The sequence below is a fragment of the Altererythrobacter sp. CAU 1778 genome, from assembly GCF_054482795.1.
The window spans coordinates 199,123-220,975 of sequence record NZ_JBTLRP010000001.1 but is presented as its reverse complement, the minus strand read 5'-3'; the positions used below and the strand labels follow the sequence as shown (position 1 = coordinate 220,975).

The 21,853-nt window shown below is 60.5% G+C and carries 20 protein-coding genes, 1 tRNA gene and 1 pseudogene; 9 read left to right on the top strand and 13 right to left on the bottom strand.

The features are described 5' to 3' along the window. Positions 1–326 precede the first annotated feature (326 nt). Together ACXYN8_RS01025 and ACXYN8_RS01020 are read left to right on the top strand one after the other, a co-directional pair. Positions 327–506, top strand: a pseudogene (locus tag ACXYN8_RS01025) (transposase); the annotation flags it as partial. A gap of 94 nt (positions 507–600) precedes the next feature. Then, positions 601–1,305, top strand: coding sequence for a hypothetical protein (locus tag ACXYN8_RS01020; protein WP_458887413.1), 705 nt, complete (start codon positions 601–603; stop codon positions 1,303–1,305). Positions 1,306–1,307: 2 nt separating this feature from the next. Here the strand turns inward: ACXYN8_RS01020 and ACXYN8_RS01015 are convergent, their stop codons facing one another. The 6 genes from ACXYN8_RS01015 to ACXYN8_RS00990 form a co-directional block, all read right to left on the bottom strand. Beyond that, positions 1,308–2,414, bottom strand: a complete 1,107-nt coding sequence (locus ACXYN8_RS01015) for a hypothetical protein (protein ID WP_458887412.1) — start codon at positions 2,412–2,414, stop codon at positions 1,308–1,310. 448 nt (positions 2,415–2,862) lie between these two features. Then, entirely contained in the window at positions 2,863–3,927 is a 1,065-nt protein-coding gene (locus ACXYN8_RS01010; RefSeq protein ID WP_458887411.1) for a hypothetical protein, read from the bottom strand. 485 nt (positions 3,928–4,412) lie between these two features. Further along, entirely contained in the window at positions 4,413–5,084 is a 672-nt protein-coding gene (locus tag ACXYN8_RS01005) for an RES family NAD+ phosphorylase (RefSeq protein ID WP_458887410.1), read from the bottom strand. Then, the gene (locus ACXYN8_RS01000; RefSeq protein WP_458887409.1) at positions 5,081–5,947 is read right to left on the bottom strand and encodes a hypothetical protein; all 867 of its coding nucleotides are present in this window, start codon (positions 5,945–5,947) and stop codon (positions 5,081–5,083) included. The genes ACXYN8_RS01005 and ACXYN8_RS01000 overlap by 4 nt, the downstream gene beginning before the upstream one ends. Positions 5,948–6,203: 256 nt before the next feature. Beyond that, complete coding sequence (locus tag ACXYN8_RS00995; protein ID WP_458887408.1) at positions 6,204–6,419, bottom strand: helix-turn-helix transcriptional regulator; 216 nt, start codon at positions 6,417–6,419, stop codon at positions 6,204–6,206. Continuing rightward, positions 6,412–6,903, bottom strand: a complete 492-nt coding sequence (locus ACXYN8_RS00990; RefSeq protein ID WP_458887407.1) for a hypothetical protein — start codon at positions 6,901–6,903, stop codon at positions 6,412–6,414. The genes ACXYN8_RS00995 and ACXYN8_RS00990 overlap by 8 nt, the downstream gene beginning before the upstream one ends. A gap of 346 nt (positions 6,904–7,249) precedes the next feature. Between ACXYN8_RS00990 and ACXYN8_RS00985 the strand changes: the two genes are divergently transcribed. From ACXYN8_RS00985 to ACXYN8_RS00975, 3 genes are all read left to right on the top strand, one after another. Next, positions 7,250–7,834 (top strand): lytic transglycosylase domain-containing protein, encoded by a 585-nt coding sequence (locus ACXYN8_RS00985; RefSeq protein WP_458888876.1) that lies wholly within the window; start codon positions 7,250–7,252, stop codon positions 7,832–7,834. Between the two features lie 64 nt (positions 7,835–7,898). Next, entirely contained in the window at positions 7,899–8,450 is a 552-nt protein-coding gene (locus tag ACXYN8_RS00980) for a thermonuclease family protein (protein ID WP_458887406.1), read from the top strand. Further along, positions 8,441–8,635 (top strand): DUF6961 family protein, encoded by a 195-nt coding sequence (locus tag ACXYN8_RS00975; RefSeq protein WP_458887405.1) that lies wholly within the window; start codon positions 8,441–8,443, stop codon positions 8,633–8,635. Before ACXYN8_RS00980 ends, ACXYN8_RS00975 begins: the two co-directional genes overlap by 10 nt. Before the next feature lie 136 nt (positions 8,636–8,771). On the opposite strand, the gene ACXYN8_RS00970 is transcribed toward ACXYN8_RS00975, so the two are convergent. Beyond that, positions 8,772–9,995: a tyrosine-type recombinase/integrase gene (locus tag ACXYN8_RS00970; protein WP_458887404.1), complete on the bottom strand. Its 1,224-nt coding sequence runs from the start codon at positions 9,993–9,995 to the stop codon at positions 8,772–8,774. A gap of 165 nt (positions 9,996–10,160) precedes the next feature. Next, positions 10,161–10,247, bottom strand: a tRNA-Leu gene (locus ACXYN8_RS00965). A gap of 191 nt (positions 10,248–10,438) precedes the next feature. Here ACXYN8_RS00965 and ACXYN8_RS00960 point away from each other — a divergent pair. Continuing rightward, complete coding sequence (locus tag ACXYN8_RS00960) at positions 10,439–11,374, top strand: complex I NDUFA9 subunit family protein (protein WP_458887403.1); 936 nt, start codon at positions 10,439–10,441, stop codon at positions 11,372–11,374. Between the two features lie 9 nt (positions 11,375–11,383). Here the strand turns inward: ACXYN8_RS00960 and ACXYN8_RS00955 are convergent, their stop codons facing one another. From ACXYN8_RS00955 to ACXYN8_RS00935, 5 genes are all read right to left on the bottom strand, one after another. Continuing rightward, positions 11,384–11,839 (bottom strand): NfeD family protein, encoded by a 456-nt coding sequence (locus tag ACXYN8_RS00955; protein WP_458887402.1) that lies wholly within the window; start codon positions 11,837–11,839, stop codon positions 11,384–11,386. Beyond that, positions 11,836–12,852, bottom strand: a complete 1,017-nt coding sequence (locus tag ACXYN8_RS00950; RefSeq protein WP_458887401.1) for an SPFH domain-containing protein — start codon at positions 12,850–12,852, stop codon at positions 11,836–11,838. The genes ACXYN8_RS00955 and ACXYN8_RS00950 overlap by 4 nt, the downstream gene beginning before the upstream one ends. Positions 12,853–12,962: 110 nt before the next feature. Next, complete coding sequence (locus tag ACXYN8_RS00945) at positions 12,963–13,841, bottom strand: dienelactone hydrolase family protein (protein ID WP_458887400.1); 879 nt, start codon at positions 13,839–13,841, stop codon at positions 12,963–12,965. Between the two features lie 96 nt (positions 13,842–13,937). Next, positions 13,938–14,792, bottom strand: a complete 855-nt coding sequence (purU, locus tag ACXYN8_RS00940) for a formyltetrahydrofolate deformylase (RefSeq protein WP_458887399.1) — start codon at positions 14,790–14,792, stop codon at positions 13,938–13,940. Position 14,793: 1 nt separating this feature from the next. Continuing rightward, the gene (locus tag ACXYN8_RS00935) at positions 14,794–15,801 is read right to left on the bottom strand and encodes an NAD(P)H-dependent flavin oxidoreductase (protein WP_458887398.1); all 1,008 of its coding nucleotides are present in this window, start codon (positions 15,799–15,801) and stop codon (positions 14,794–14,796) included. A gap of 141 nt (positions 15,802–15,942) precedes the next feature. On the opposite strand from ACXYN8_RS00935, the gene typA reads away from it, so the two are divergent. The 3 genes from typA to ACXYN8_RS00920 all read left to right on the top strand — a co-directional run bounded on the left by typA (position 15,943) and on the right by ACXYN8_RS00920 (position 21,840). Next, a complete protein-coding gene (gene typA, locus ACXYN8_RS00930; RefSeq protein WP_458887396.1) occupies positions 15,943–17,793 on the top strand; it encodes a translational GTPase TypA in 1,851 nt (616 codons plus the stop codon). A 219-nt stretch (positions 17,794–18,012) separates the two neighbouring features. Continuing rightward, positions 18,013–20,232, top strand: coding sequence for a catalase/peroxidase HPI (gene katG / locus ACXYN8_RS00925; RefSeq protein WP_458887395.1), 2,220 nt, complete (start codon positions 18,013–18,015; stop codon positions 20,230–20,232). 123 nt (positions 20,233–20,355) lie between these two features. Beyond that, a complete protein-coding gene (locus ACXYN8_RS00920) occupies positions 20,356–21,840 on the top strand; it encodes an aldehyde dehydrogenase family protein (RefSeq protein ID WP_458887394.1) in 1,485 nt (494 codons plus the stop codon). Positions 21,841–21,853 lie beyond the last annotated feature (13 nt).

Genomic DNA, 21,853 nt, shown 5'->3' with positions numbered 1-21,853 from the left:
CTTACACATCGACAAGGCTAATGTCGCAGATATCGACGCTACAAACCAAGTTGCCCCCTGCAGGCCCGCCGCCTTCATCCAGACAGCCAGCGGGAATGCGCAAGGAAGACAGGATACGCCATATCGCCCATCCATCGCGATAAGGGAGTTGGCGCGGCGACGAAATCGTCCAAAAAGCGAGATAGGCAACGAGCGGAGCAGAAAGTTATTGCATCCAAACGAGGTAAATCTCGTCCCTCTGTCCCCCGTCAGCACCTATGGCAAGATTTGAGGTTGTGATTTAAGGAGGATTTGGGATTCGTCGTAGTGACGAAGGAACGAGGACGATGCCCAAATCCTCAAGTTCTAAATCGCCTGCCGAGCAGGTGGTAAAGGACATTCGCCGCAAGACCCGTCGGCACTTCTCCGCCGAAGATAAGATCAGGATCGTGCTCGACGGGCTGCGTGGTGATGACTCCATTGCCGAGCTGTGTCGCCGCGAAGGGATCGCTCAAAGCCTCTACTACCTAACTGTCTCAAACCAAGACTGTCAGGATAGCTATGGCCAAGATTTAACGAATACTGTTGCCGGTCGATAGCGATGCGCCGGAATCTTGGATTATGGCCCTGCAATTCACCGAGCAAATTAACACTGCCAGCACGCCGAGTGTCAGTGATGTTGTTCTGCTTCTGCATCTGAAGGACAATCTGCGCCATACGGGCCTAGCTGGCATGATGGACAGCGCGCATAGCAAGATGCTCTATGATGGAAAGCAGCTTACTCTGCCTTCCGGCGCAAAGCTGCGCATGGAAACCAAGCGCAAGCTGTCGTTTGGGTTCTCGCGCCCCACGACCATCATTGCGTTCTATGCGAATGACGAAATTCTTGAACAGGTCGATGGCTTGCGCAACGTGGCCGGTGTGGTCGCCGTACCTGAGTATCTTGGCTACGCAAGTGAATGGAAAGCACGATGGTCGCCCCTAGTCCCTGGCGAAAAGAGGGAGGAACCCGCCGCGATCATCGATGACCCGGTGATTGAAGCAGCCATGAAATCGCTTTCCCGCCTCATTAATAAGAGCAATGGCATCCTAGTGCCTCGCGACAAGGAATGGTCGCAAGAGACCCTGCGCATTCTTCGCAACAAGGGTCACACTACCGACCCCGCCAACTTGAAGTCATGGGCAATTCGTGACGGTTGGCAGGTGAAGGCAGCCGGTGAACTCGCCACCATCGCCAAGAAAATCTTTGACATGAAAAGCAAGCCGAGCCTTGCTAAAATCCATGACCCGCAGGGCAAATACGAGCGCTGGCAGAAAGGCGAATAGGCTTAAGGGACCACAACCTGCCCGTCCTTTTCCGTGTGAAAACGAACGGTGAATACGTCGCTGCCATCCTCAGCCCTGGCGGTGATGCTGTGAATCGTCCCGACAGGTTCGTTGTGCTCGAAATGCGTCATCGCATTTTGCAGCATGTGCATCGCCATTTGGGTTGTGACCTTCGTGCCGGGTAGCTTGGCGACGAGCTCCCGCTTACGGATGAATTCCTGTTCTGGGATGCGATAGAGATATTCGATTTTCATGGTAACATGTGCTCCCATCTGCCCTGCTTCGTCGAAGTGGCGCTGTCCGTATTTTTCCGCAAACATCGGCTCTGCGGCGTCGTGCCCAATGGCCTGAGCAATCCCTACGGCGAACCAGGCAAGGCTCTCCGCTTCCTTTTGGCTCTTGGAACTCCATGCCTTGAGTTTTCGCTTGTTCGCATGGAAGTAGTGACCGCGGCGCTTGACCAAGTGTTCAATGACGCTGTGCGTTGTGGAGTTGCCAGCTAGTAAGTTATCTGTCTCGGAGTGCTGTGCATTCTTAGGCCGCTGCCAAGTCGCTACCTCTTGCTCAATAATCTCGACAAATCGAGTATGTGACTCCAGTGCAGAAATTAGCTGATTTTGTCTGGACTCGCCATTGCCATACATGGTCTCGATCAACAGAAATGAATAACGAAACGAGTCGATATATCGCTCGCTTCCCAGGTTCTCGCGCGCCAAATGGGCAAGGCTCGCTTCATGCTGGGGCGCATCGCCATTCTCAGCGGCCATGATTGCTCGCGTGATAAAATCGTAGGTGATGGGGAGCGGTCTGTGTTCCTGCTTCCCAAGCTCGAATGAGTGAACGACAATGCGTTCTGCCTCTTCGTCCGTTTCCGCTTCATGATGAATCGAAATACGGTTCAATTCGAGTTCGGTGCTGAAATAGCATTGCAGATATGAGAACGCGCGGTCCAAGTGGTCACGAACCTCAGCGACGAAGTAGTCATCGCCGGTGATCGTCGCTTTGACTGGTCCTTCGAGAGTGTCATCAATGCGGAATGCGAGTTCGATAGGGCAGCCCGATTTCTCGAACTCAATGGCCGTTACAAGACCATCCTCATCCTCAACCATTCGGGCAGTCCCTCCAAGCAGGGGAATAGGCCAATGGTCGGGGAGCCTCATGGGGCGATCTAGGGGAAAAACGTAGCGAACTTTCATATGGGCAGTATGGAGATGGCGAGCCGAAATGAAAGCAACGCCTCCATGCTAACCGCGTACTGCCGAACTCGCAACTCAATCCAGCGTAGCTCACATGGTTGTATGGGCGTTGCTTGCGAGCCTGTTCAACCAAGCCGGCTGACGTCCGCTTTACCTCTAAGGCCTACTCAGGCGGACAGTCGATTCCTCGCCTCATGAACGGCTAGCATATTGATCACGGCGGTGATGTCCGCTTTGGCGACCGAACCGCCTAAAACCTGCCTGGCGGCTCCCGGCCCAACAGTTGCCCTCTACGGCTGCTCTTGAGCGCCGAAACTGCCCACAGGAATTGGCGGCTGCGGCGGTTCTTAAGGCACAATAATTATCGTGCCTGAGCAGTCTTATGGGCGGGCTCTCGCTTGGATCGCAGCCAAGCGAAGCGCTCGGGGTCCTGGTCGAGCAGGAATGCTCGTATGCGATCTTTCTCCGGATCGGGCATGCGAGCCAGCAACGCCTTGATGTCTTGGTCGACTGTTGCCTTGGCAGCCCCCCGCTGCTCGGCTTTCATAAACCACGCGTGACCGGCAATGAACTCGCCCAGTTCAATGTGAACGGCTCCAAGGAGCGTGCAGGGTCGGTAGTCGCTCGGCACTAGTGCGTGCGCCTGTTCGCCCAGCGCTTTGGCCTCAGCATGACGATTGACTGCTCTCAAGGCTGCGCCACGTGTCGTTGCCAAGGCCGATCGCACCTTGGGTGCTGATGTTGCATTCGCGGCCAGCGCGTCCTCGGTGAGGGAAATAGCAGATTCTGGTTGGTCACCTTTACGCCAGTGGCTGCTAGCGTTGACTGCAGTCCAAGGATCCCTGGTTTTGCGCCAGCCAGCAGTCAGAACTTCGGCTTCAACCAAATGCCAAGCGGCTGAAACCTCATCGGTCCAATAGCCTCCTGTTTCCGTTTGAAGCCACACGACGTCCTCTGGCCGCAGTCGTTTCCCCTTAGCCAAAGCTTTCAGCAGCCGAATGACGCGCGGATAGTGCTCCGGCTCGATGGCTCCCAACTTGAACTTCCGGCGCAGCTGCTTGGCCTCTTGCCGGCGCTTGTATCTCGGGTCACTGAAGATCGCGGCACTTGCCGCAGCGCGTTCAGCTTGGCACCTTGCTTCTTCAGCCGCTGCCTCGCTGGCAGCAATCTCAGCCTTATCAATGCGATGTGTGCGCTCAATGGCAGCCTCGCGCTTGAAATTGTCCAAATCGGTACGGCCGTCGACCAGCGCATGGAGGCAATGCAGCCCATTGGCCAAAAGGTAATCTCGGGCCAGCTCGCTAACGGGGGCCCCTGCGTCGAATTTTGCAAGAATGCCGTACAGCCGGGCCCCGATTTTCCGCGCACCAGGCAAGTCATCGACCAGATATTTTGTGGCTAAGCTACTTTGTTCGGAAGGGAGCATAGGAAGCGTGTAGAACCATTGTCCTACAGAATCCTTTTAATGCATCTAAGACGGCAGGGGCGCAGAGTGATGGTGTGGCAAGAGTCCGTCTCTCACACTTCCTCGCCTAAAACCAGACAGGACGCAATCGGCCCAGTTCCAGACCTCGTCAAAGGTACATTGGGAGCTAATGCGGGCCGGGACGCGAGCCTCGACACCAAGCGCTTCAGAATTTTCGTTACACGTCAATTGGTTGGGCGAACATCACGATAGCTTTTTTGGGCATCACTTTCAAATTTTCAGCTGATCCTTCCTGGTCTCACCCAGATGTTGTTCGCGTTCCATTTGGAACAAACTCGCTACGGCAACGTCAGCAAAAAACAGCAATTTTCATGCGTGCCTTTTAGCCCACTGATCTCGCCAAAATAGAGCGTCACCCGCTCTGCGCTACGTAACTTATGCGTTTAATGGGGAAGCGGCGGATGCAACTCCGGAATATGGTAGCCTTAGGAATGGACAATAGTGATGCCTGCGCGTTCTCCCAGTTCTCTAACGGCTTCAAGGGCTGCTGCATCGTTGATGATTGAAACTGAGGTCACTGTATCAAACAGTGGCGCAACTTGATGATCGCCAAAAAACATATACGCCCTGTCCTCATCGAATTGGCGCGACATCCACATCATTCCAGCGGAAGAGCCCGGAGCCTCGTAGATCGCTTGGGCCCAAGGCCTCGTCGTTGAATAGGACGACGCAGGACAATCAATCAACTCACCCCGTGCAAGCGAGAGCTTTTTCAGGTCTGCGCTGAACAGCTTGGTTACCTGAATGTCTCGCACCAGCTCAATTACAGAATAATGCAGCGCCGAGATCTGCGACATGCTGACGGTTTTGAAGCGGGCGTCCGGAGCTATGTCGTGAAAAATGGTCTCGAACGCGGCACACCCCAAAGATGCACCGCCGTAGAGCGTTGGAATGTACCTTCCTCCCGAACGGAATGGTGCAAACCTGCTTCCGATCTTGCCATTCTTGATGTCGATGGCGGCTCCTGGATTAAATTCCGTTGGCCCGAATTTCCCGTTGTGAATGCGGTGGATTTGGAGTCCGGACCCAAGATTGGCATAGTTGAAACCAAGATCCGGCGAAGGGTTTTCGATCGCTCTGACCTGTGGCCTGTTCATCCAAAGTGCTCTCCGACCGTGGACTTCGCGGCCGTGACGAGCGCATCAGCGTTGTCGAGCATGTCAACTGGTGCCTTGCCATCTAACCACTTGTTAGACGACACGAACCAAAACGCCGTTTCCCACGGACCAAGGGCTCCGTCGAAAATTTCCAAGACCTCACCCACAACTTTGCGAGGTTCTCCGTGCTCGAACTGAAAGGCCGGGAAACGCTGCATGCCTTTGAAATCGACTGCAAATATTTTACCAGCCTTTTTCCAGCGCTGGGCAAGGCTATGCGGATTCGTCGTCTTCCTCTTTGACAAATCATGGATTTCGGTCGCCTTATAGGTATCAAATTCCTCAAAGAATCGAAGCCGCAATTCTGCGTTGGCTTGGTCGATCTTGCGGCGCGGCGCAGCTAGTGGATCATTTGCCTCAGTTAGAACATTAAGCAGACGCTCAATGTAATCCTTAGACTGCTCATCCCTTACTTTTGGCAGGTGTTCCCGAACTTGAGAGGCTAGTTCGAGTACGTTTTCGTCAATGAAAACAACCTTCCGCCCCGGGTGTCTATGTTCGAGGGCTGAAATGGCCTTACGCACTATGACAGTCGTGGCATGGTCTGCAGTTTTGGTAGGAGTGCCGCGCTTCGCAGGCGACCGCCCCTTACCCTTCACGATGCTCGACGAGATGATTTTATCTGCATCGACGAGCCTCAGGCGTCCGCCAGAAATCAGCTCGTGTACCAATCCTTCGACAAGGACGTTGCCCCCGGCCACGCCCTGATCCCTGGTCTGTTCTTTTGTCTGCATAGCGCCTACATTGGTAGTTCCGTGAGATAAAGCAAGCACTAACGATTCTAAAAATTGTTGAAAAGCCACCCGTGACGGCTCGAACGAAGTTTGCGGTCAACCGTGATAAGCGCGCAACAGACTGACCGTTTCGATATTGTCGCATGCGGCAAGAACGCAGCGGGTTTTATAGGGCGCGATTGGGACAAAGGCACCGCCCCTCAGGTCCGGACACTCCTCTAACAGCAACGCGGGCTTGCCGGATCTTGCTTGGATTTCCAGTGCGTTGCCATCGTCGCCATAGGTGCACCTCATCAAAAATCCGCGGCAGGCTGAGGGACCGCGATCAACGCAACCGAGATGAAATCCAGGCCTGCACATCTTCTTCCGCCCACGCCACCGAGTATCCACCCAGCTGCACCGGCTTCGGAAACTTGCCTTCGCTCATCCAGCGGTAAATCGTCGAACGGCCAAGTCCGACACGATGCTGAACCTCGGGCAGGCGAATGAGCCGCGTCACCCGGCGGGGCTCTGTCGCTTCCTTGTCGATCCCTTCACCCACGATGGCCTCCTTCGACACCGGCGAAGACATCGCCAAGCAGGGCGTCCTTACGTTCGAGCTCATCGATATGATCGGAGAGCAGCCGTGCAACCCGGTGTGCCGTGCCCTTGGCCCAACGCGGCTTCACGTCATGAACCTGGTTGCCGAGGACTCGTTCGAGCGCCGAGGGCAATTCGCCGGAAAAGTCCTCGAAGAATTGCGCGAGGTCCGATTGCAGCCAGGCGATCGCGTGATCTCCGCTGCTGACAAGGAAAAGAAGCAGGTGTGCGTGCGGCGCGACACCGCTCGCTGCGAGAATGCGCAAGGCTTCACCGAGGCTGGCTGAGCGTTCGCCGCCAAGGACGCGACGCAGGGCATCCTTGTGGATCTGCGCATCGCGCGCGATGTCGCAGCGGGCACGGCCGCTGGTTTCGACAGCTGCTACAAGCAGCCGGGCGAGATCGGCGCGAACCTGTTGTTCGGCAAAGAGCGCCATGTTGGTCATCGATGAATCCTTTTCTCAAGATGTGATCGACTCACCGGCTAACCGCGAAGGAAGCCTGTAGGAAAACGAAAAGAACATCTAGAGAACATAGAGGAAGGGACGAATCAGCTTCCCTCGATGATTCGCGCGAATTCCGTCCGCACCAGCGCAGATCGCGGCTCGCATCGCTCAGAAGCCGGCACAGTCGGCGCTGCTCCGCGATCAGCCTGCGCGAATCCCGGCCAGCGCAACTCCCGATGTCGCTTTTTGCTTGGTTGGCAGCCCCAAAATCCAGTTCCCGATTTCCTACAGGCGCATGTTCTTTTTATGTTCTCTTTCGATTCGAATCAATGGAGTACAAATCGAGATGACCTGCCTCAATCGTCTGACCGCGATAGCGGTCGCCTGTCTGGGGATGATCGCGACCTCCTCACAGCAAGTCCGCGCGCAGGATTTCACCTTGTTCGAGCACGCGATCGTTCCGCCGAAGACTGACCAGCAGCCGGCAAGGCAATATCTTCCTGCAATCTACCAAGCAGAGCCAGCAAACGTATCCTACCGGGAAGGCCTGTATATGGCCGCAATAGCCGAGGCCGAGCGCCGGTACGGGCTTCCGACCAACCTGCTTCGTGCTCTTATCTGGGCTGAGTCCCGCTTCAATCCGATGGCCGTGAGTCCAGCGGGTGCTGCCGGGCTGGCTCAGCTTATGCCGGCCACGGCGCGAGAAATGGGCGTCCGTAACCGTCATGACCCTCTTGCATCGATCGACGGTGGCGCCCGGTATCTTCGCGATATGTTGGACCGGTTCGACGCGGTCCACCTGGCCTTGGCTGCTTACAATGCTGGCCCAGGTGCCGTCTCCCGATCACGCGGCATTCCCAACAATGGTGAAACGCCGCAATATGTCCGATCCGTGTTGGGACGTTGGCAAGCAATTGGTACGTACAATTGACGAAACTACCTGATTTCCGGCTATTGTCTGAAATCACGTGCCGGAATGAAGACGGACAACGCCAGTGAATGAGACCCCCGGTGAGCTGTTCGACTTTCGCAAGGCGTTGAAGGCACAGAAGCGCCGGAAGTTGAGAAAGGAGATCGCGTTGGGTTTGGGAGCATTCGCGATCGTATTTGCTGGAGGGATGCTGGCACTCAACTGGCCAGTCCATGACGCCAGCCTTGCTATCGACGATCAGTACCCTCAGGCTTTATTCCAGCAAGCAAGCTCCCCACAATTCGACATCTGCGGATCCGTCCGGCGCACATGCGTCGTGGATGGAGATACCTTCTGGCTTGATGGCGTAAAGATCCGCATTGCTGACATCGATACACCCGAGATCAGCGAGCCTCGTTGCGATTATGAATACCAACTCGGCATGCGCGCGACGCATCGCCTTGTCGAATTGCTGAATGGCGGGCCTTTTGAACTGAGGACCATCGGAAGCAGAGATGAGGATCAGTACGGTCGTAAACTGCGGGTTGTAACGCGCGGCGGCCGCTCGCTTGGCGATAAGCTGGTCAGCGAAGGGCTGGCGCGGACCTGGACCGGGAGACGTGAGCCATGGTGTTGAACCGCGATCAGGAATTGTGGGCCGTCGCACTCTGGGTCGAAAAGAACCATGGCGAAGAGGGAACCGCTTATATCGCGCAACAAATCCAGCGGCTATCCAACGAAGGGGACGAGGCAGGCATAGCAACGTGGAAGACTGTTGCTGAGCGCTTCGTTCAACTTAGCTGCCAAAGCTCTACGAACTGAGGCTCGGCACGATGCGGAATTGGCTTAAGGTCTGGGGCATCAGAATTGAGTTCGCCGTGCTGGCGTCAGTGTCCCTGCTAGGGCTGGTCCTGAGCCTTCAATCCTGCATTGGCTGAGAAGAAATTCGATCTTCCGATCAACCCTTCGCAAACTTCCCCATGATGACCTTTCCTCCTGTCCGCAGCTCATCGAGGTAGTCGCTCCACCATTGAGCCATTCGCACGCGCTCGTCCCAATGCTTGCCGCGATGGTAGATGCCACGCACAACATTGCTGTCGCCATGTGCCAGGGCACGCTCGATCGCATCGGGATTCCAAAGGCCCGACTCGTTCAGGAATGTCGATGCTGTCGCCCGGAGTCCGTGCGCGGTGACTTCTTCTTTCGAGTATCCCATGCGACGGAATGCGGCATTGAGCGTGTTTTCACTCATGGGACGCTTGGAGCTGCGCGCAGATGGGAAAACATATCCTTCGCGGCCGAGCATCTCGGCCAGATCAGTGAGATAGCCTCTAACCTGCTTGGAAAGCGGGACGGCATGCGCTCGGCGCGCTTTCATTTTACCGGCAGGGATCTTCCAGACCCCTTCGACGAGGTCGATCTCATGCCATTCGGCGTGCCGGAGTTCGCCGGGGCGTACGAACACATGCGGCGCTATCTGCAAAGCTAACTTCGTCACCATGTAGCCAGTGAAGTCGTCGATTGCGCGCAGCAGCCCGCCTAGCTCGGTGGGCTCGAGAATTGCTGCATAATGCGTGGCTCTCGGCGTTACGAGAGCGCCCTTCAGCATACTGGTCGGATCGGATTTGCAGCGGGTGGTAGCAACACCGTAGCGAAACACGCGGCCTGCGAACGAGCGGCATTTCTTCGCAGTCTCGTGCTTACCGGTGGCTTCCAGCCGTTTGAGGGGAGCCAGGACTTCGAACGGCTCGATCTCGTTGATGGGTCGGTTCCCGATGGCAGGCGCAAGCTTGTCGAGGAAATAATTGGCCTTGACGATCGTGCCATCGGCACGGCCATTCTGGACCATCATCTGTTCAATATACTCACGTGCGACGGCCTCGAACGTCTGTGCAGAAAGGAACTCGGCGCGGATTCTCCGCTTCCGCTTCTCAAAGGCCGGGTCGCCCCCTGAAGCAACAGCTCGTCGTGCCTCGTAGGCTTCGTCTCGCGCTTGCTTGAGACTGATGTCTGGATAGCTGCCGATGCAGAGCTTCTTTTGCGCGCCGCCGATCCGGTATCGGAATCGCCAAAGTTTGCCGCCGGTGGGCGTCACCTCAACATATAGGCCGCGCTCGTCGGTTACCTTGTACGGCTTATCCTTGGGCTTGAGTGCGCGGAGGCGAGTATCTGTCAGCGGCATGTGGGGGCCTTTTCATCTGGGCCTTTGCGAAACGGCCTCAAAAGGCCCACAAAAGTGTCTGGAACCCCCGAGAACAGGCGGGACGATCCGGAACGATCCAAGGGCCAAATCCCTAGGATTTCTGCGGGTTTTATAGATTATTTGGGAGAACGTGAGAAGAACAAATGGTGCCCAGAAGAGGACTCGAACCTCCACGCCCTTGCGAGCGCCGCCACCTGAAGACGGTGCGTCTACCAATTCCGCCATCTGGGCACACAGGCGAGGCGCGTCTTCGTTGCGCGTCCCGCGGGTAGGAGGGCGCCACTAGCTAAGGGCATGGCACGCTGTCAATGCGGATTTGCGCCGCACGTCACCCAATTCGCATCAGCCGCTTGCGTGGCCGCCGGCATTCTTGCAAGGGCTTGCCTTACGCAACGCCATCCAACCGAAGAGATATTCGGCACATGACTGACTCACTCGCAGGCAAGCTCGTCACCCTTATCGGGGGCAGCGGCTTTTTCGGCACCCACATCGCGCAGGCCCTGCTGGAGCGTGGCGCGCGGCTGCGGATTGCCAGCCGCAATCCCGAAAAGGCGCACAAGCTGAAACCGCTCGCCAATCTGGGGCAGTTGCAGCTGGTGCGCTGCGACGTCACCAGGCCGGATTCGGTGCGGGCGGTCATGCGAGGGACCGACATGGCGGTCTACATGGTCGGCAGCTTCAGTGGCGACCTGGAGGCATTGCACGCCAAGGGCGCGCAGATGGCAGCACAGGCGGCGACGGAAGAAGGGGCTTCGGCTTTCGTGCAGATCACCGCGATCGGAGCCGATCCGCAAAGCGACGTCGAATATGCCAGGACCAAGGGACTTGGAGAGCAGCTCGTTCGGGAGGCATTCCCCAAGGCGACGATACTGCGCCCCTCCATCCTGTTCGGCCGTGACGACGAGTTCGTGAACATGCTCGCTGGGCTGATCCAGAGCTTCGCCGTGTTGCCGGTGTTCGGACCGGAATCGCGGCTGCAATTGCTTCACGTGGACGACGCGTCGGACGCGGTAGCAGCTGCGCTGGGCGATGTCGGCACGCATGGGGGCAAGACCTACGAGATCGGCGGACCGCAGGCCATTTCCATGATGGAACTTCACGAGATGCTGGCAGAGGCGCAATATCGCCAGCGCACTTTTGTGCCGGTGCCGGACGCGGCCTCCGGATTGTTTGCAGCCTTGCCGCTCACGCCGATGAATACGCAGCAGTGGAAGCTGTTGCAGCAGGGTAGCGTGCCCGGCGGAGAACTGCCCGGCATTGCCAGGCTCGGCATAAACCCGCGCCCGATCGGCTTGTTGCTGGACGACTGGATGACGCGTTACCGCAAGCACGGCCGCTTTGCCGAGCGCGTGGCCTGAGGGCGAGGCCTACGGGGCGGACACACGCTCCACCAGCAGGATCGAACCGTCGCTGCCGATGATGCGCACGCGCTCTCCCGGCACGGCATCCTCGCCCTTGGCGAGCCATTCGCTATCGCCGTGACGGATGCGGCCCGTGCCGCCGTCGATGGCGACGGTAACGGTCGCCGTGTCACCCACCAGCCTTGCGCCGCGACGGTTCATCAAGGGATCGGCATCGTGGATCGGGTTGTCGCGCAGATAGCGGCGCCCGATGAAGACCGAGGCCATCGCCAGCACTGCGAACAGGACGATCTGCACCGGCAGGCCGACCGGCAGCATCCAGGCGACCAGCCCGGTGATGATCGCCGCGCCCGCCAGCCAGATCAGGAAGACGCCCGGCACCAGCATTTCCGCCGAGCCGAGGATCAGCCCGATCGCCAGCCAGACCCAGTGGGCCTCGATCGTATCCAGCCAGTCCATCATTCACCTCCGCCGGGATTGCCGCCCGGATTGCCACGCGTCGGCGGTACGCTCGTCTGCGCCGGTCGTTGGCGCACGGGCGTATCCACCGTCGTACCGGGCGTGAAGTCGCCGAGCGCCTCCTTGGCCAGTTCGCCGATCCCGCCGAGGGTGCCGATAAGCTGGGTCGCTTCGACCGGGAACAGGATCGTCTTGGCATTGGGCGAAGTGGCGAAGGCCTTGATTGCCTTGGTGTATTCCTGTGCCACGAAGTAGTTGATCGCCGCGCTGCCGCTGTGGGCGATGGCGTTCGAGACGAATTCGGTCGCCTTGGCTTCTGCCTCCGCCTCACGCTCGCGCGCCTCGGCGTCGCGGAAGGCGGCTTCGCGGCGGCCTTCGGCCTCCAGAATGGCCGCCTGCTTCTGCCCTTCGGCGCGCAGGATGTCGGACGCGCGCTCACCCTCGGCGTCGAGGATCTCGGCGCGCTTGAGGCGTTCGGCCTTCATCTGGCGCGCCATCGCTTCGGAGATGTCGCGCGGCGGGCGGATATCCTTGATCTCGACGCGGGTGATCTTGACCCCCCAGGGCGAGGTCGCGTGATCGACGACCGAAAGCAGGCGCGCGTTGATCTCGTCACGCTTCGACAGCGTTTCGTCGAGGTCCATGCTGCCCATGACGGTGCGCAGGTTGGTGGTCGTCAGCGCCATGATCGCGGCGTAGAGATTGGCGACTTCGTACGCCGCCTTGCCCGCGTCCAGCACCTGGAAGAACACCACGGCGTCCACGCCCACCATGGCGTTATCCTTCGTGATGATTTCCTGGCCCGGAATGTCGAGCACCTGTTCCATCACGTTGACCTTCTGGCCGACGCGATCGATGAACGGGATGATGAAATGAAAACCCGGCTCGGCGGAAAGGGTGAACTTGCCCAGCCGCTCGATCGTGTAGACATAACCCTGCCGCACGACCCGCACGCCCATCGCGACGAACAGGATCGCGATCAGCAAAATGGCGAGCAACGTAATCAGAAAACTCATGACTTCCCCCAAGACAATCCGTCCGAGGGAGAGATTAGCGCGCAGGGGGGCGCAGGCAAGCAAAACCGGACCGCTTTACAAGCGGCCGGTCATGCCTGGACTGGGGTGAGCTAGAGCGCGGCGGAGTAGGTCGCGAGCAGGCGGCCCCACGCGCGTTCCGCAGCATCACGGTCGTAGGCCGGGGAATCCGGCACGCACCAGCCATGGTCGGCGGGATAGACCTCGATCTCTGCCGGCACGCTCGCCGCGGCAGCAGCATCGCGCAGCGCGACCTTGTCGCCCGGTGCCTTCTCGTCGTCGTTCTGGGCGATGGCGAAAAGGTAGCTGGCAGGCGCATTGCTGAGCAGCTTGTGCGGGCTCATGTCGCTGTCGGTGGCGAGCCCGCCGCCGTGGAAGCTCCCCGCTGCCTTGACCCGCGATGGCGCGGCATAGGCGCTCCAGACGGTGAACGGTCCGCCCATGCAATAGCCCTGCGTGCCGATGCCGCGCGCGCTATCGACCACGTCCTGCCCGTCGAGCCAGGCGACATGTGCCTTGGCGTCGGCGACGATCGCCTCGGCCTTCAGCTTGTCACGCCAGGGGCCGACTTTCTGGAAGCCTTCTTCGGAACGAAACGCGGCAAAATCGGTGAACTGCTCGCCTGCAACGTCGCGATAATAGGGGTTCACCACCAGCACGGCATAGCCGGAACTGGCGAGGCGGCGAGCCATCATGCGCTTGGCTTCGCGCAGCCCTGCGATATCCGGCCAGAAGATGACGGCAGGATGCTTGCCGGTGGCAGGATGGACGAAGAAGCCATCGACCTGCCCGCCGGGTCCGGCATAAGTGACATTGCCTTCGGAAAGACCGGCGGCATCGCCTTGCGCCTCCGTCATGCCGGCACATGCGGCGAGCGTCGCTGCCCCGCCCAGCACGCCGAACTGGCGGCGCGACAAGCCTTTCGCTTTCGCGTCCTTGTCCCAGCCGGTGAGCATTTCACTGTCGCACATTGTCGTTCTCCCTTGTCCCGTCGCGCCCAAGGTAGTCTGCCGTGCTGCGCTGGCAAGGTGCTTGTCGGTCCGTGCCTTGCGACTGGAACGCGCAGGTCAGTCCCTGAACACCACGGTGCGCTTGCCGTTCATGAGCACCCGCTCTTCCAGATGCAGGCGGACGGCTTCGGCGAGCACCCGGCGCTCGATGTCGCGGCCCTTGCGGACCAGTTCATCAGGCGTGTCGGCATGGGTGATCCGCTCGACGTCCTGATGGATGATCGGCCCCTCGTCGAGATCGGCGGTGACGTAATGCGCGCTTGCCCCGATCATCTTCACGCCGCGCTCGAACGCCTGATGATAGGGTTTGGCGCCCTTGAAGCCGGGCAGGAAGGAATGGTGGATGTTTATGCAGCGTCCGGCGAAATGCGCGGCCTGCTCGTCCGACAGGATCTGCATGTAGCGGGCCAGCACCACCAGCTCCGCATCGACCTCTTCAGCCAGCGCGCGCACCTGCGCTTCCTGCTGCTCCTTGATCTCGCGCGTGACCGGAAGGTGGTGGAAAGGCAGGTCGCCCAGCGGGGTATGCGCAATCGCCTCGCGCGGGTGGTTGGAAACGATGGCTACCGGCTCCATCGCCAGCTCGCCGATTCGCCAGCGATAGATCAGGTCGGCCAGGCAGTGATCGAACTTGCTGACCATCAACATGACCCGGCGCGGACGGTCGCGGAGTGCCAGCTTCCATTCCATGTCGTGTTCGCGACCCAGACCGGCAAATTCACCGCGCAGCGCTTCGCGCGCGGCCGAGCCGGGATCGAACTCTATCCGCATGAAGAAGCGATCAGCCTCGCGGTCGTTGAACTGCTGCGCCTCCAGGATGTTTCCGCCGCGCTGGGCGAGGAAGCCCGTCACCAAGGCGGTCAGTCCGGGCCGGTCGGCGCAGGACAGGGTCAGGACCAGCGGGTCGGCCATTTCAGCGCCGCGTCAGCGCGTTTTCGCTCTGCGCCATCAGCGAGGCGATGATCGCGGCGACCGGTTCTTCTTCCTTGACCATGCCGACGCTCTGCCCGGCCATCAGGCTGCCGTTCTCCACGTCACCATCGATGACCGCGCGGCGCAACGCGCCCGCCCAGTAATGCTCGATCTGCAACTGCGCTTCGGCCATCGCGATTTCCTCGCGGTCGAGGATACCTGCCACTTCGCGCTGCTTGGCGGTGAATTCCTCGGTACCCTTGTTCTTAAGCGCGCGGACCGGAATGACGGGCAGGCGGGCATCGACCTGCACGCTCGCAACCGCGTCGCGCGCGCTGGCGCGGAAAAACGCCTTCTTGAAGTCGGGATGCGCGATGCTCTCGGTCGCGCAAGCGAAGCGGGTGCCAAGCTGCACGCCGACCGCGCCCATTTCCAGATAGCCTGCAATCGCCTCACCCCGGCCAATTCCTCCGGCCACGAAGACGAGGTGATCCTCCGCCAGCGCGGGCAGGAATTCCTGTGCCAGGACGCTGGTGGAGACAGGCCCGATATGGCCGCCCGCCTCCATCCCCTCGATCACTAGCGCATCGCCACCGCTTCGCAGTAATTTCTTGGCCAGCGCCAGCGTGGGCGCGAAAACGATGACCTTGGCGCCGAATGCCTTGATCGCCTCCACGCTGCCCTTGGGCGGGATGCCGCCGGCCAGCACCACGTGGCTGACACCGTGCTTCGCGCAGACGTCGATCAGGTCGAATATCTGCGGGTGCATGGTGATGAGATTTACGCCGAACGGCTTGTCCGTCATCGCCCGGGTCGCCGCGATTTCCGCATCGAGCAGGTCGGGCGTCATTGCACCACAGGCGATTACGCCAAAGCCGCCGGCATTGCTGATCGCGGACACCAGGTTGCGCTCCGACACCCAGCTCATCGCCCCGCACAGGATGGCATGTTCGCTGCCGAGGAAATCGATGCCGCGCTGCATCAGCGCCGTGGTTTTGGTGTAGTTCATGGCGCGCGGCGTTAGTCGGCGGGCGACGCGCGCGCAAGCGGCAGGCGCTAACTACCCTTGTTGCAGCGCAACACGCCTGCTAGGGGCGCGCGCAACTTGATTCAGCGCCATGTGGCGCATCCGTTCTCGAAAGACATCACAATGGCCTCCACGCCCCAATCGCTGCGCAACGTAGCGATCATCGCCCACGTTGACCACGGCAAGACCACGCTGGTCGACCAGCTGTTCCGCCAGTCCGGCACCTTCCGCGACAACCAGCGCGTGGAAGAACGCGCCATGGATTCGAATGAACTGGAAAAGGAACGCGGGATCACCATTCTCGCCAAGCCGACCAGTATCGAGTGGACGCCCGAAGGCGGGCACGAGCCGTATCGCATCAACATCGTCGACACGCCGGGCCACGCCGACTTCGGTGCCGAGGTGGAACGCATTCTCAGCATGGTCGACGGCGTGATCCTGCTAGTCGATGCCGCGGAAGGCCCGATGCCGCAGACCAAGTTCGTGACCGGCAAGGCGCTCGGCCTCGGTCTGAAGCCTATCGTCGTCGTCAACAAGATCGACCGTCCTGACGGGCGCGCGGACGAGGTGCTGGACGAAGTGTTCGACCTGTTCGTCAACCTCGACGCCAATGACGAACAGCTCGATTTTCCCGTCCTCTACGCTTCGGGCCGCTCCGGCTATGCGAGCGAGGACATCGACGCGCGTGACGGTGACCTGACGCCGCTGTTCAAGAAGATCGTCAGTCACGTGCCGGAGCCCGATCTGGATCCGGACGGCGCCTTCGCCATGCTCGCCACCCTGCTCGACCGCGACAATTTCCTCGGGCGTATTCTCACCGGCCGCGTCGAAAGCGGTCGGCTGGAAGTCGGCATGCCGATCAAGGCGATGGACGTGCACGGCAATCTGGTCGAAGCCGGTCGCGCGACCAAGGTCTTCGCCTACCAGGGGCTGGAACGAGTCCCCGTGCTGCACGCGCGCGCCGGTGACATCGTCGCCATCGCGGGCCTGACCGAGGCGACAGTTTCCAACACCATCTGCGATCCCGACGTCTCTGCGCCGATTCACGCGCAGGAAATCGATCCGCCGACGCTCAGCATGACATTCGCCGTCAACGACAGCCCCTATGCGGGCCGCGAAGGCGACAAGGTGCAGAGCCGCGTCATCCGTGACCGGCTGGAGCGTGAGGCCGAGACCAACGTCGCCATCCGCGTCACCGAAAGCGCCGAAAAGGACGCCTTCGAAGTCGCTGGCCGCGGCGAATTGCAGCTCGGCGTGCTGATCGAGAACATGCGCCGCGAAGGTTTCGAGCTGTCGATCAGCCGCCCCCGCGTGCTGTTCCGCGAAGAAAACGGCGAGCGGATGGAGCCGTATGAAACCGTCGTGGTCGACGTTGACGACGACTATTCCGGCACGGTCGTCGAGAAGATGGCCCTGCGAAAGGCCGAGATGACCGACATGCGCCCCAGCGGCGGCGGCAAGACCCGCCTGACGTTCAGCGCGCCCAGCCGCGGGCTGATCGGCTACCACGGCGAGTTCCTTTCCGACACGCGCGGGACCGGGATCATGAACCGCCTGTTCGAGAAGTACGGCCCCCACAAGGGCAAGATCGAAGGCCGTCAGAACGGTGTCCTCATCTCCATGGAACAGGGCGAGGCGCAGGCCTACGCGCTCAACACGATCGAGGAACGCGGCGTCCTGTTCATCGCCCCGAACCAGAAACTGTACCAGGGCATGATCATCGGCGAGAATGCCAAGCCGCAGGATCTCGAGGTCAATCCGCTGAAGTCCAAGCAGCTGACCAACTTCCGCGCCAGCGGCAAGGACGACGGCATCCGCCTGACCCCGCCGCGCAAGATGACGCTGGAACAGGCGATTGCCTACATCCAGCCGGACGAACTGGTCGAAGTGACACCGCAGTCGATCCGCCTGCGCAAGCGCCACCTCGACCCGCATGAGCGCAAGCGCGCTTCGCGGAGCGCCGAAGCGGCCTGATCGGCCGACCAGCCGCAGTCCATCGCCGGAACCCGGCCTGCGCGCTTCGCGTATCCTGATCGGCTGCCCGACAGCCGTGTCGCCTGACCGCCTCAGACGATTAGTCCGCTCCATTTAATCGATTGGACTAATCAGGCGCAGGCGGTCACTGTGAGCAAAGCAATCCTAGCGAGTCGTGCGCGGCTCGCTCCCAAACCTTGCGATCAGGAGAGACTTCATATGGATATGAAAACCGGCGAGATGAGCGGCGGCTGTCCGTTTACCGGCAATGGCGACATGCGTGCGCTGTTCGGCCGGACCAACCGCGAATGGTGGCCCGACAGCCTCGATATGTCCCCGCTGACGCAGGACGGCCGCACGGTCGATCCGATGGGCGAAGACTTCAACTACTGCGAAGCGTTCAACACGCTCGATTACAATGCGCTGAAGGCGGATCTGACCGCGCTGATGACCGACAGCCAGGAGTGGTGGCCGGCCGACTATGGTCACTACGGTCCCTTCTTCATTCGCATGGCGTGGCACGCTGCGGGCACCTATCGCACCGGCGACGGTCGCGGCGGCGCTTCGAGCGGGCAGCAGCGTTTTGCTCCGCTCAACAGCTGGCCCGACAACGGCAACCTCGACAAGGCCCGCCGCCTGCTGTGGCCGATCAAGCAGAAGTACGGCAAGAACATCAGCTGGGCCGATCTGTTCGTGCTGACCGGCAACGTCGCCATCGAAAGCATGGGCGGCCCGGTGTTCGGCTTCGGCGGCGGCCGCAAGGACGTGTTCGAGCCTGAAACCGTCTATTGGGGCACGGAAGAACAGTGGGTCGACGAAGGCGTTGCAACCCGCATCATTCCCGACGAAGGCAAGGCGCTGGAAAACCCCCTCGCCGCGATCCAGATGGGCCTGATCTACGTCAACCCCGAAGGTCCGGGCGGCAATCCGCACGATGCAGAAGGCATGGCGCGCGACATGCGCGAAACCTTCGCCCGCATGGCGATGAACGACGAGGAAACGGTCGCGCTGACGGCTGGTGGCCACGCCTTCGGCAAGTGCCACGGTGCCAAGCCTTCCGACACGTTCGGCAAGGCGCCTGAAGGCGAAAACCTGCACACCATGGGCTTCGGCTGGCTGACGGACCCGGAAGAGATCGGCAAGGGCCACATCACGACTTCGGGCATCGAAGGCGCTTGGACGCCCAACCCGACACAGTGGGGCAACGATTACTTCCGCCTGCTGTTCAAGTACGAATACGAACTGGTGCAGTCGCCTGCCGGTGCAAACCAGTGGACGCCGATCAATCCGGAAGAAGCCGACATGGCGCCGGACGCACGGGACCCGAACAAGAAGGTTCCGACGATCATGACCACTGCCGACATGGCGCTGAAGCGCGACCCGGAATATCGCAAGATCTCCGAACGCTTCCGCGACGATCAGGCGGCGCTCGACGATGCCTTCGCCCGCGCATGGTTCAAGCTGACCCACCGCGACATGGGCCCCAAGGTCCGTTACCTCGGCCCGGACGTGCCCAGCGAAGACCTGATCTGGCAGGATCCGATCCCCGCCGGCACGAAGCCTTCGGACAGCGCGGTCGCCGACTTCAAGAAGGCTGTCCTCGACAGCGGTCTTTCGGTTCGCGAACTGGTCAAGGCAGCATGGGCTTCGGCCAGCACCTATCGCCGGTCGGACCATCGTGGCGGCGCCAATGGCGCGCATGTCCGGTTCGATGCGATCAAGAACTGGGCGGTCAACGATCCCAACGAACTGGGCAAGGTTCTGAGCAAGCTCGAAGAACTGCGCGGTGACCTGTCGATGGCCGATGCCATCGTGCTGGCAGGCGCAGCGGCGGTCGAAAAGGCTGCCAAGGATGGCGGCTTCGACATCACCGTGCCGGTTTCGACCGGTCGCGGCGATGCCACCGAAGAGCAGTTCGATGCCGAGAGCTGGGAGCCGCTGGAGCCCTTCGCCGACGGTTTCCGCAACTATCTCAAGACCAAAGCTTCGGTGAAGACGGAAGACATGCTGATCGACCGGGCGGACCTGCTCGGGCTGTCGGTTCCGGAAATGACCGCACTGCTGGGCGGGATGCGTGCACTGGGCGCCGTCAGCGACCATGCCAAGCACGGCCACCGCATCGGCGTCCTGACGGACAGGCCGGGCGTGCTTTCGAACGATTTCTTCGTCAACCTGCTCCACATGGGCACGGTCTGGGAAGTGGTCGACGAGAGCGGCGACGAGGAATTCGTCGGCAAGTGCCGTCTCAAGGGTGAGGAAAAGTGGCGTGCCACGCGCACCGATCTCGTCTTCGGTTCGAATTCGCAGCTTCGCGCCGTGGCCGAAGTCTATGCGGAAAACGGTAATGAGGAAAAGTTCGCGCGCGACTTCGTCAAGGCGTGGACGAAGGTCATGGAAGCCGACCGCTTCGACATCGAATACGCCAAGTACAGCAAGTAAGCGGAACACCCGCATGCTTTGACCCCGAGCCCCCTCGGGTCGCAGGAAGCCCCCGGCAGCGATGTCGGGGGCTTTTCTGTTGGCGGGCAGGGAAACCTAAGGCCGCACGAGGATTGGTAAGGCATGAGCAAAACCTATCAGAACCTCGACCGTCTCCACATCGCCGGCCAGTGGCGCGAAGGATCGGGAGAGACCATCGCCAATATCTGTCCGTGGGACGAAACCACCATTTTCGAGATGGCCAGCGCCACCGAGCAGGACGTTGCAGAAGCCTGCCAAGCCAGCCTCGAAGCGCAAAAGGAATGGGGCGCCCTGCCGCCGGCTGCCCGGGCCGCCAAGATGCACGCGATCGCAGACGTTCTCGAAGCCCGGAAGGTCGAGATCGCGGCATGGATCGTGCGCGAGGCGGGCGGCACGAAGCTGAAAGCCGCGCTCGAACTGATGCTGGTGACGCAGGTTGCCCGGTCCGAAGCCGCGACCCTGCCCTACCTTGCGCAAGGGGCCATCGTGCCGGAGGACATCCCCGGAAAGGAATCGCGCGCCTATCGCCAGCCTGCCGGTGTCGTGGCGTTGATCAGCCCGTGGAACTTCCCCCTTCAGCTTACCGCGCGCACGCTGTTCCCCGCCCTCGCGCTGGGCAATGGCGTGGTGATCAAGCCTGCCAGCGATACCATCGTGACAGGCGGAACGATCTTCGCTGCCGTTTGCGAGGAAGCTGGGCTTCCCGAAGGGCTCGTTGCGGTCCTTCCCGGTTCAGGATCGACTATCGGCGATGCGCTGATCCGCCACCCGATCCCCTCTGTCGTCAGCTTCACCGGCTCCACCCCTGTTGGCAGGGGCGTGGGCAAGGCTGCGCTCGACGGAGAGAAGATCAAGCCGGTCGAGCTGGAGCTTGGCGGCAACAGCCCGATCGTGGTGCTCGACGATGCCGATCTCGATCTTGCGGTCGAAGCGAGCGTCTGGGGCAAGTTCATGCACCAGGGCCAGATCTGCATGATCGCCAACCGTATCGTCGTGGAAGACGCCATCTACGACGAATTCGTCAGCAAGTTCGTCGAGCGGGTGAAGCAGTTGCCGGTCGGAGAGCGCGACAATCCGAAATGCTTCATCGGTCCGATCGTCAACCGCGACCAGTTCGAGAAGATCAACGACATGATCGCCAAGGCCAAGGATCAGGGGGCAACCTGCGCTCTTGGCGGAGAGAGCGATGGCCTCGTCATTGCGCCCCACGTGTTTACCGATGTGGCCGAGGACAATTGCCTGGTCGCGAACGAGATCTTCGGCCCGGTCGCACCGATCCAGCGCGCCCGCAATGAAAGCCACGCCCTCGAACTGGCGAACGCGACGGAGATGGGCCTGTCGAGCGCGGTGTTCAGCCGCGACGAGGGCCGGGCGCTGGCCTTTGCAAAGCAGGTCCAGGCAGGGATGACGCATATCAACGACCAGACCGTCAATGACAGCCCGTTCGCGCCCTTCGGCGGGGTCAAGAATTCGGGCATCGGTCGGTTCAACGGGCAATGGGCGGTCGATGCGTTCACGGTCACCCGCTGGATCAGCGTGCAGCACCAGCCGCGCCAGTATCCGTTCAGTGCCGACGACATCGGATGACCGAACGCAACGG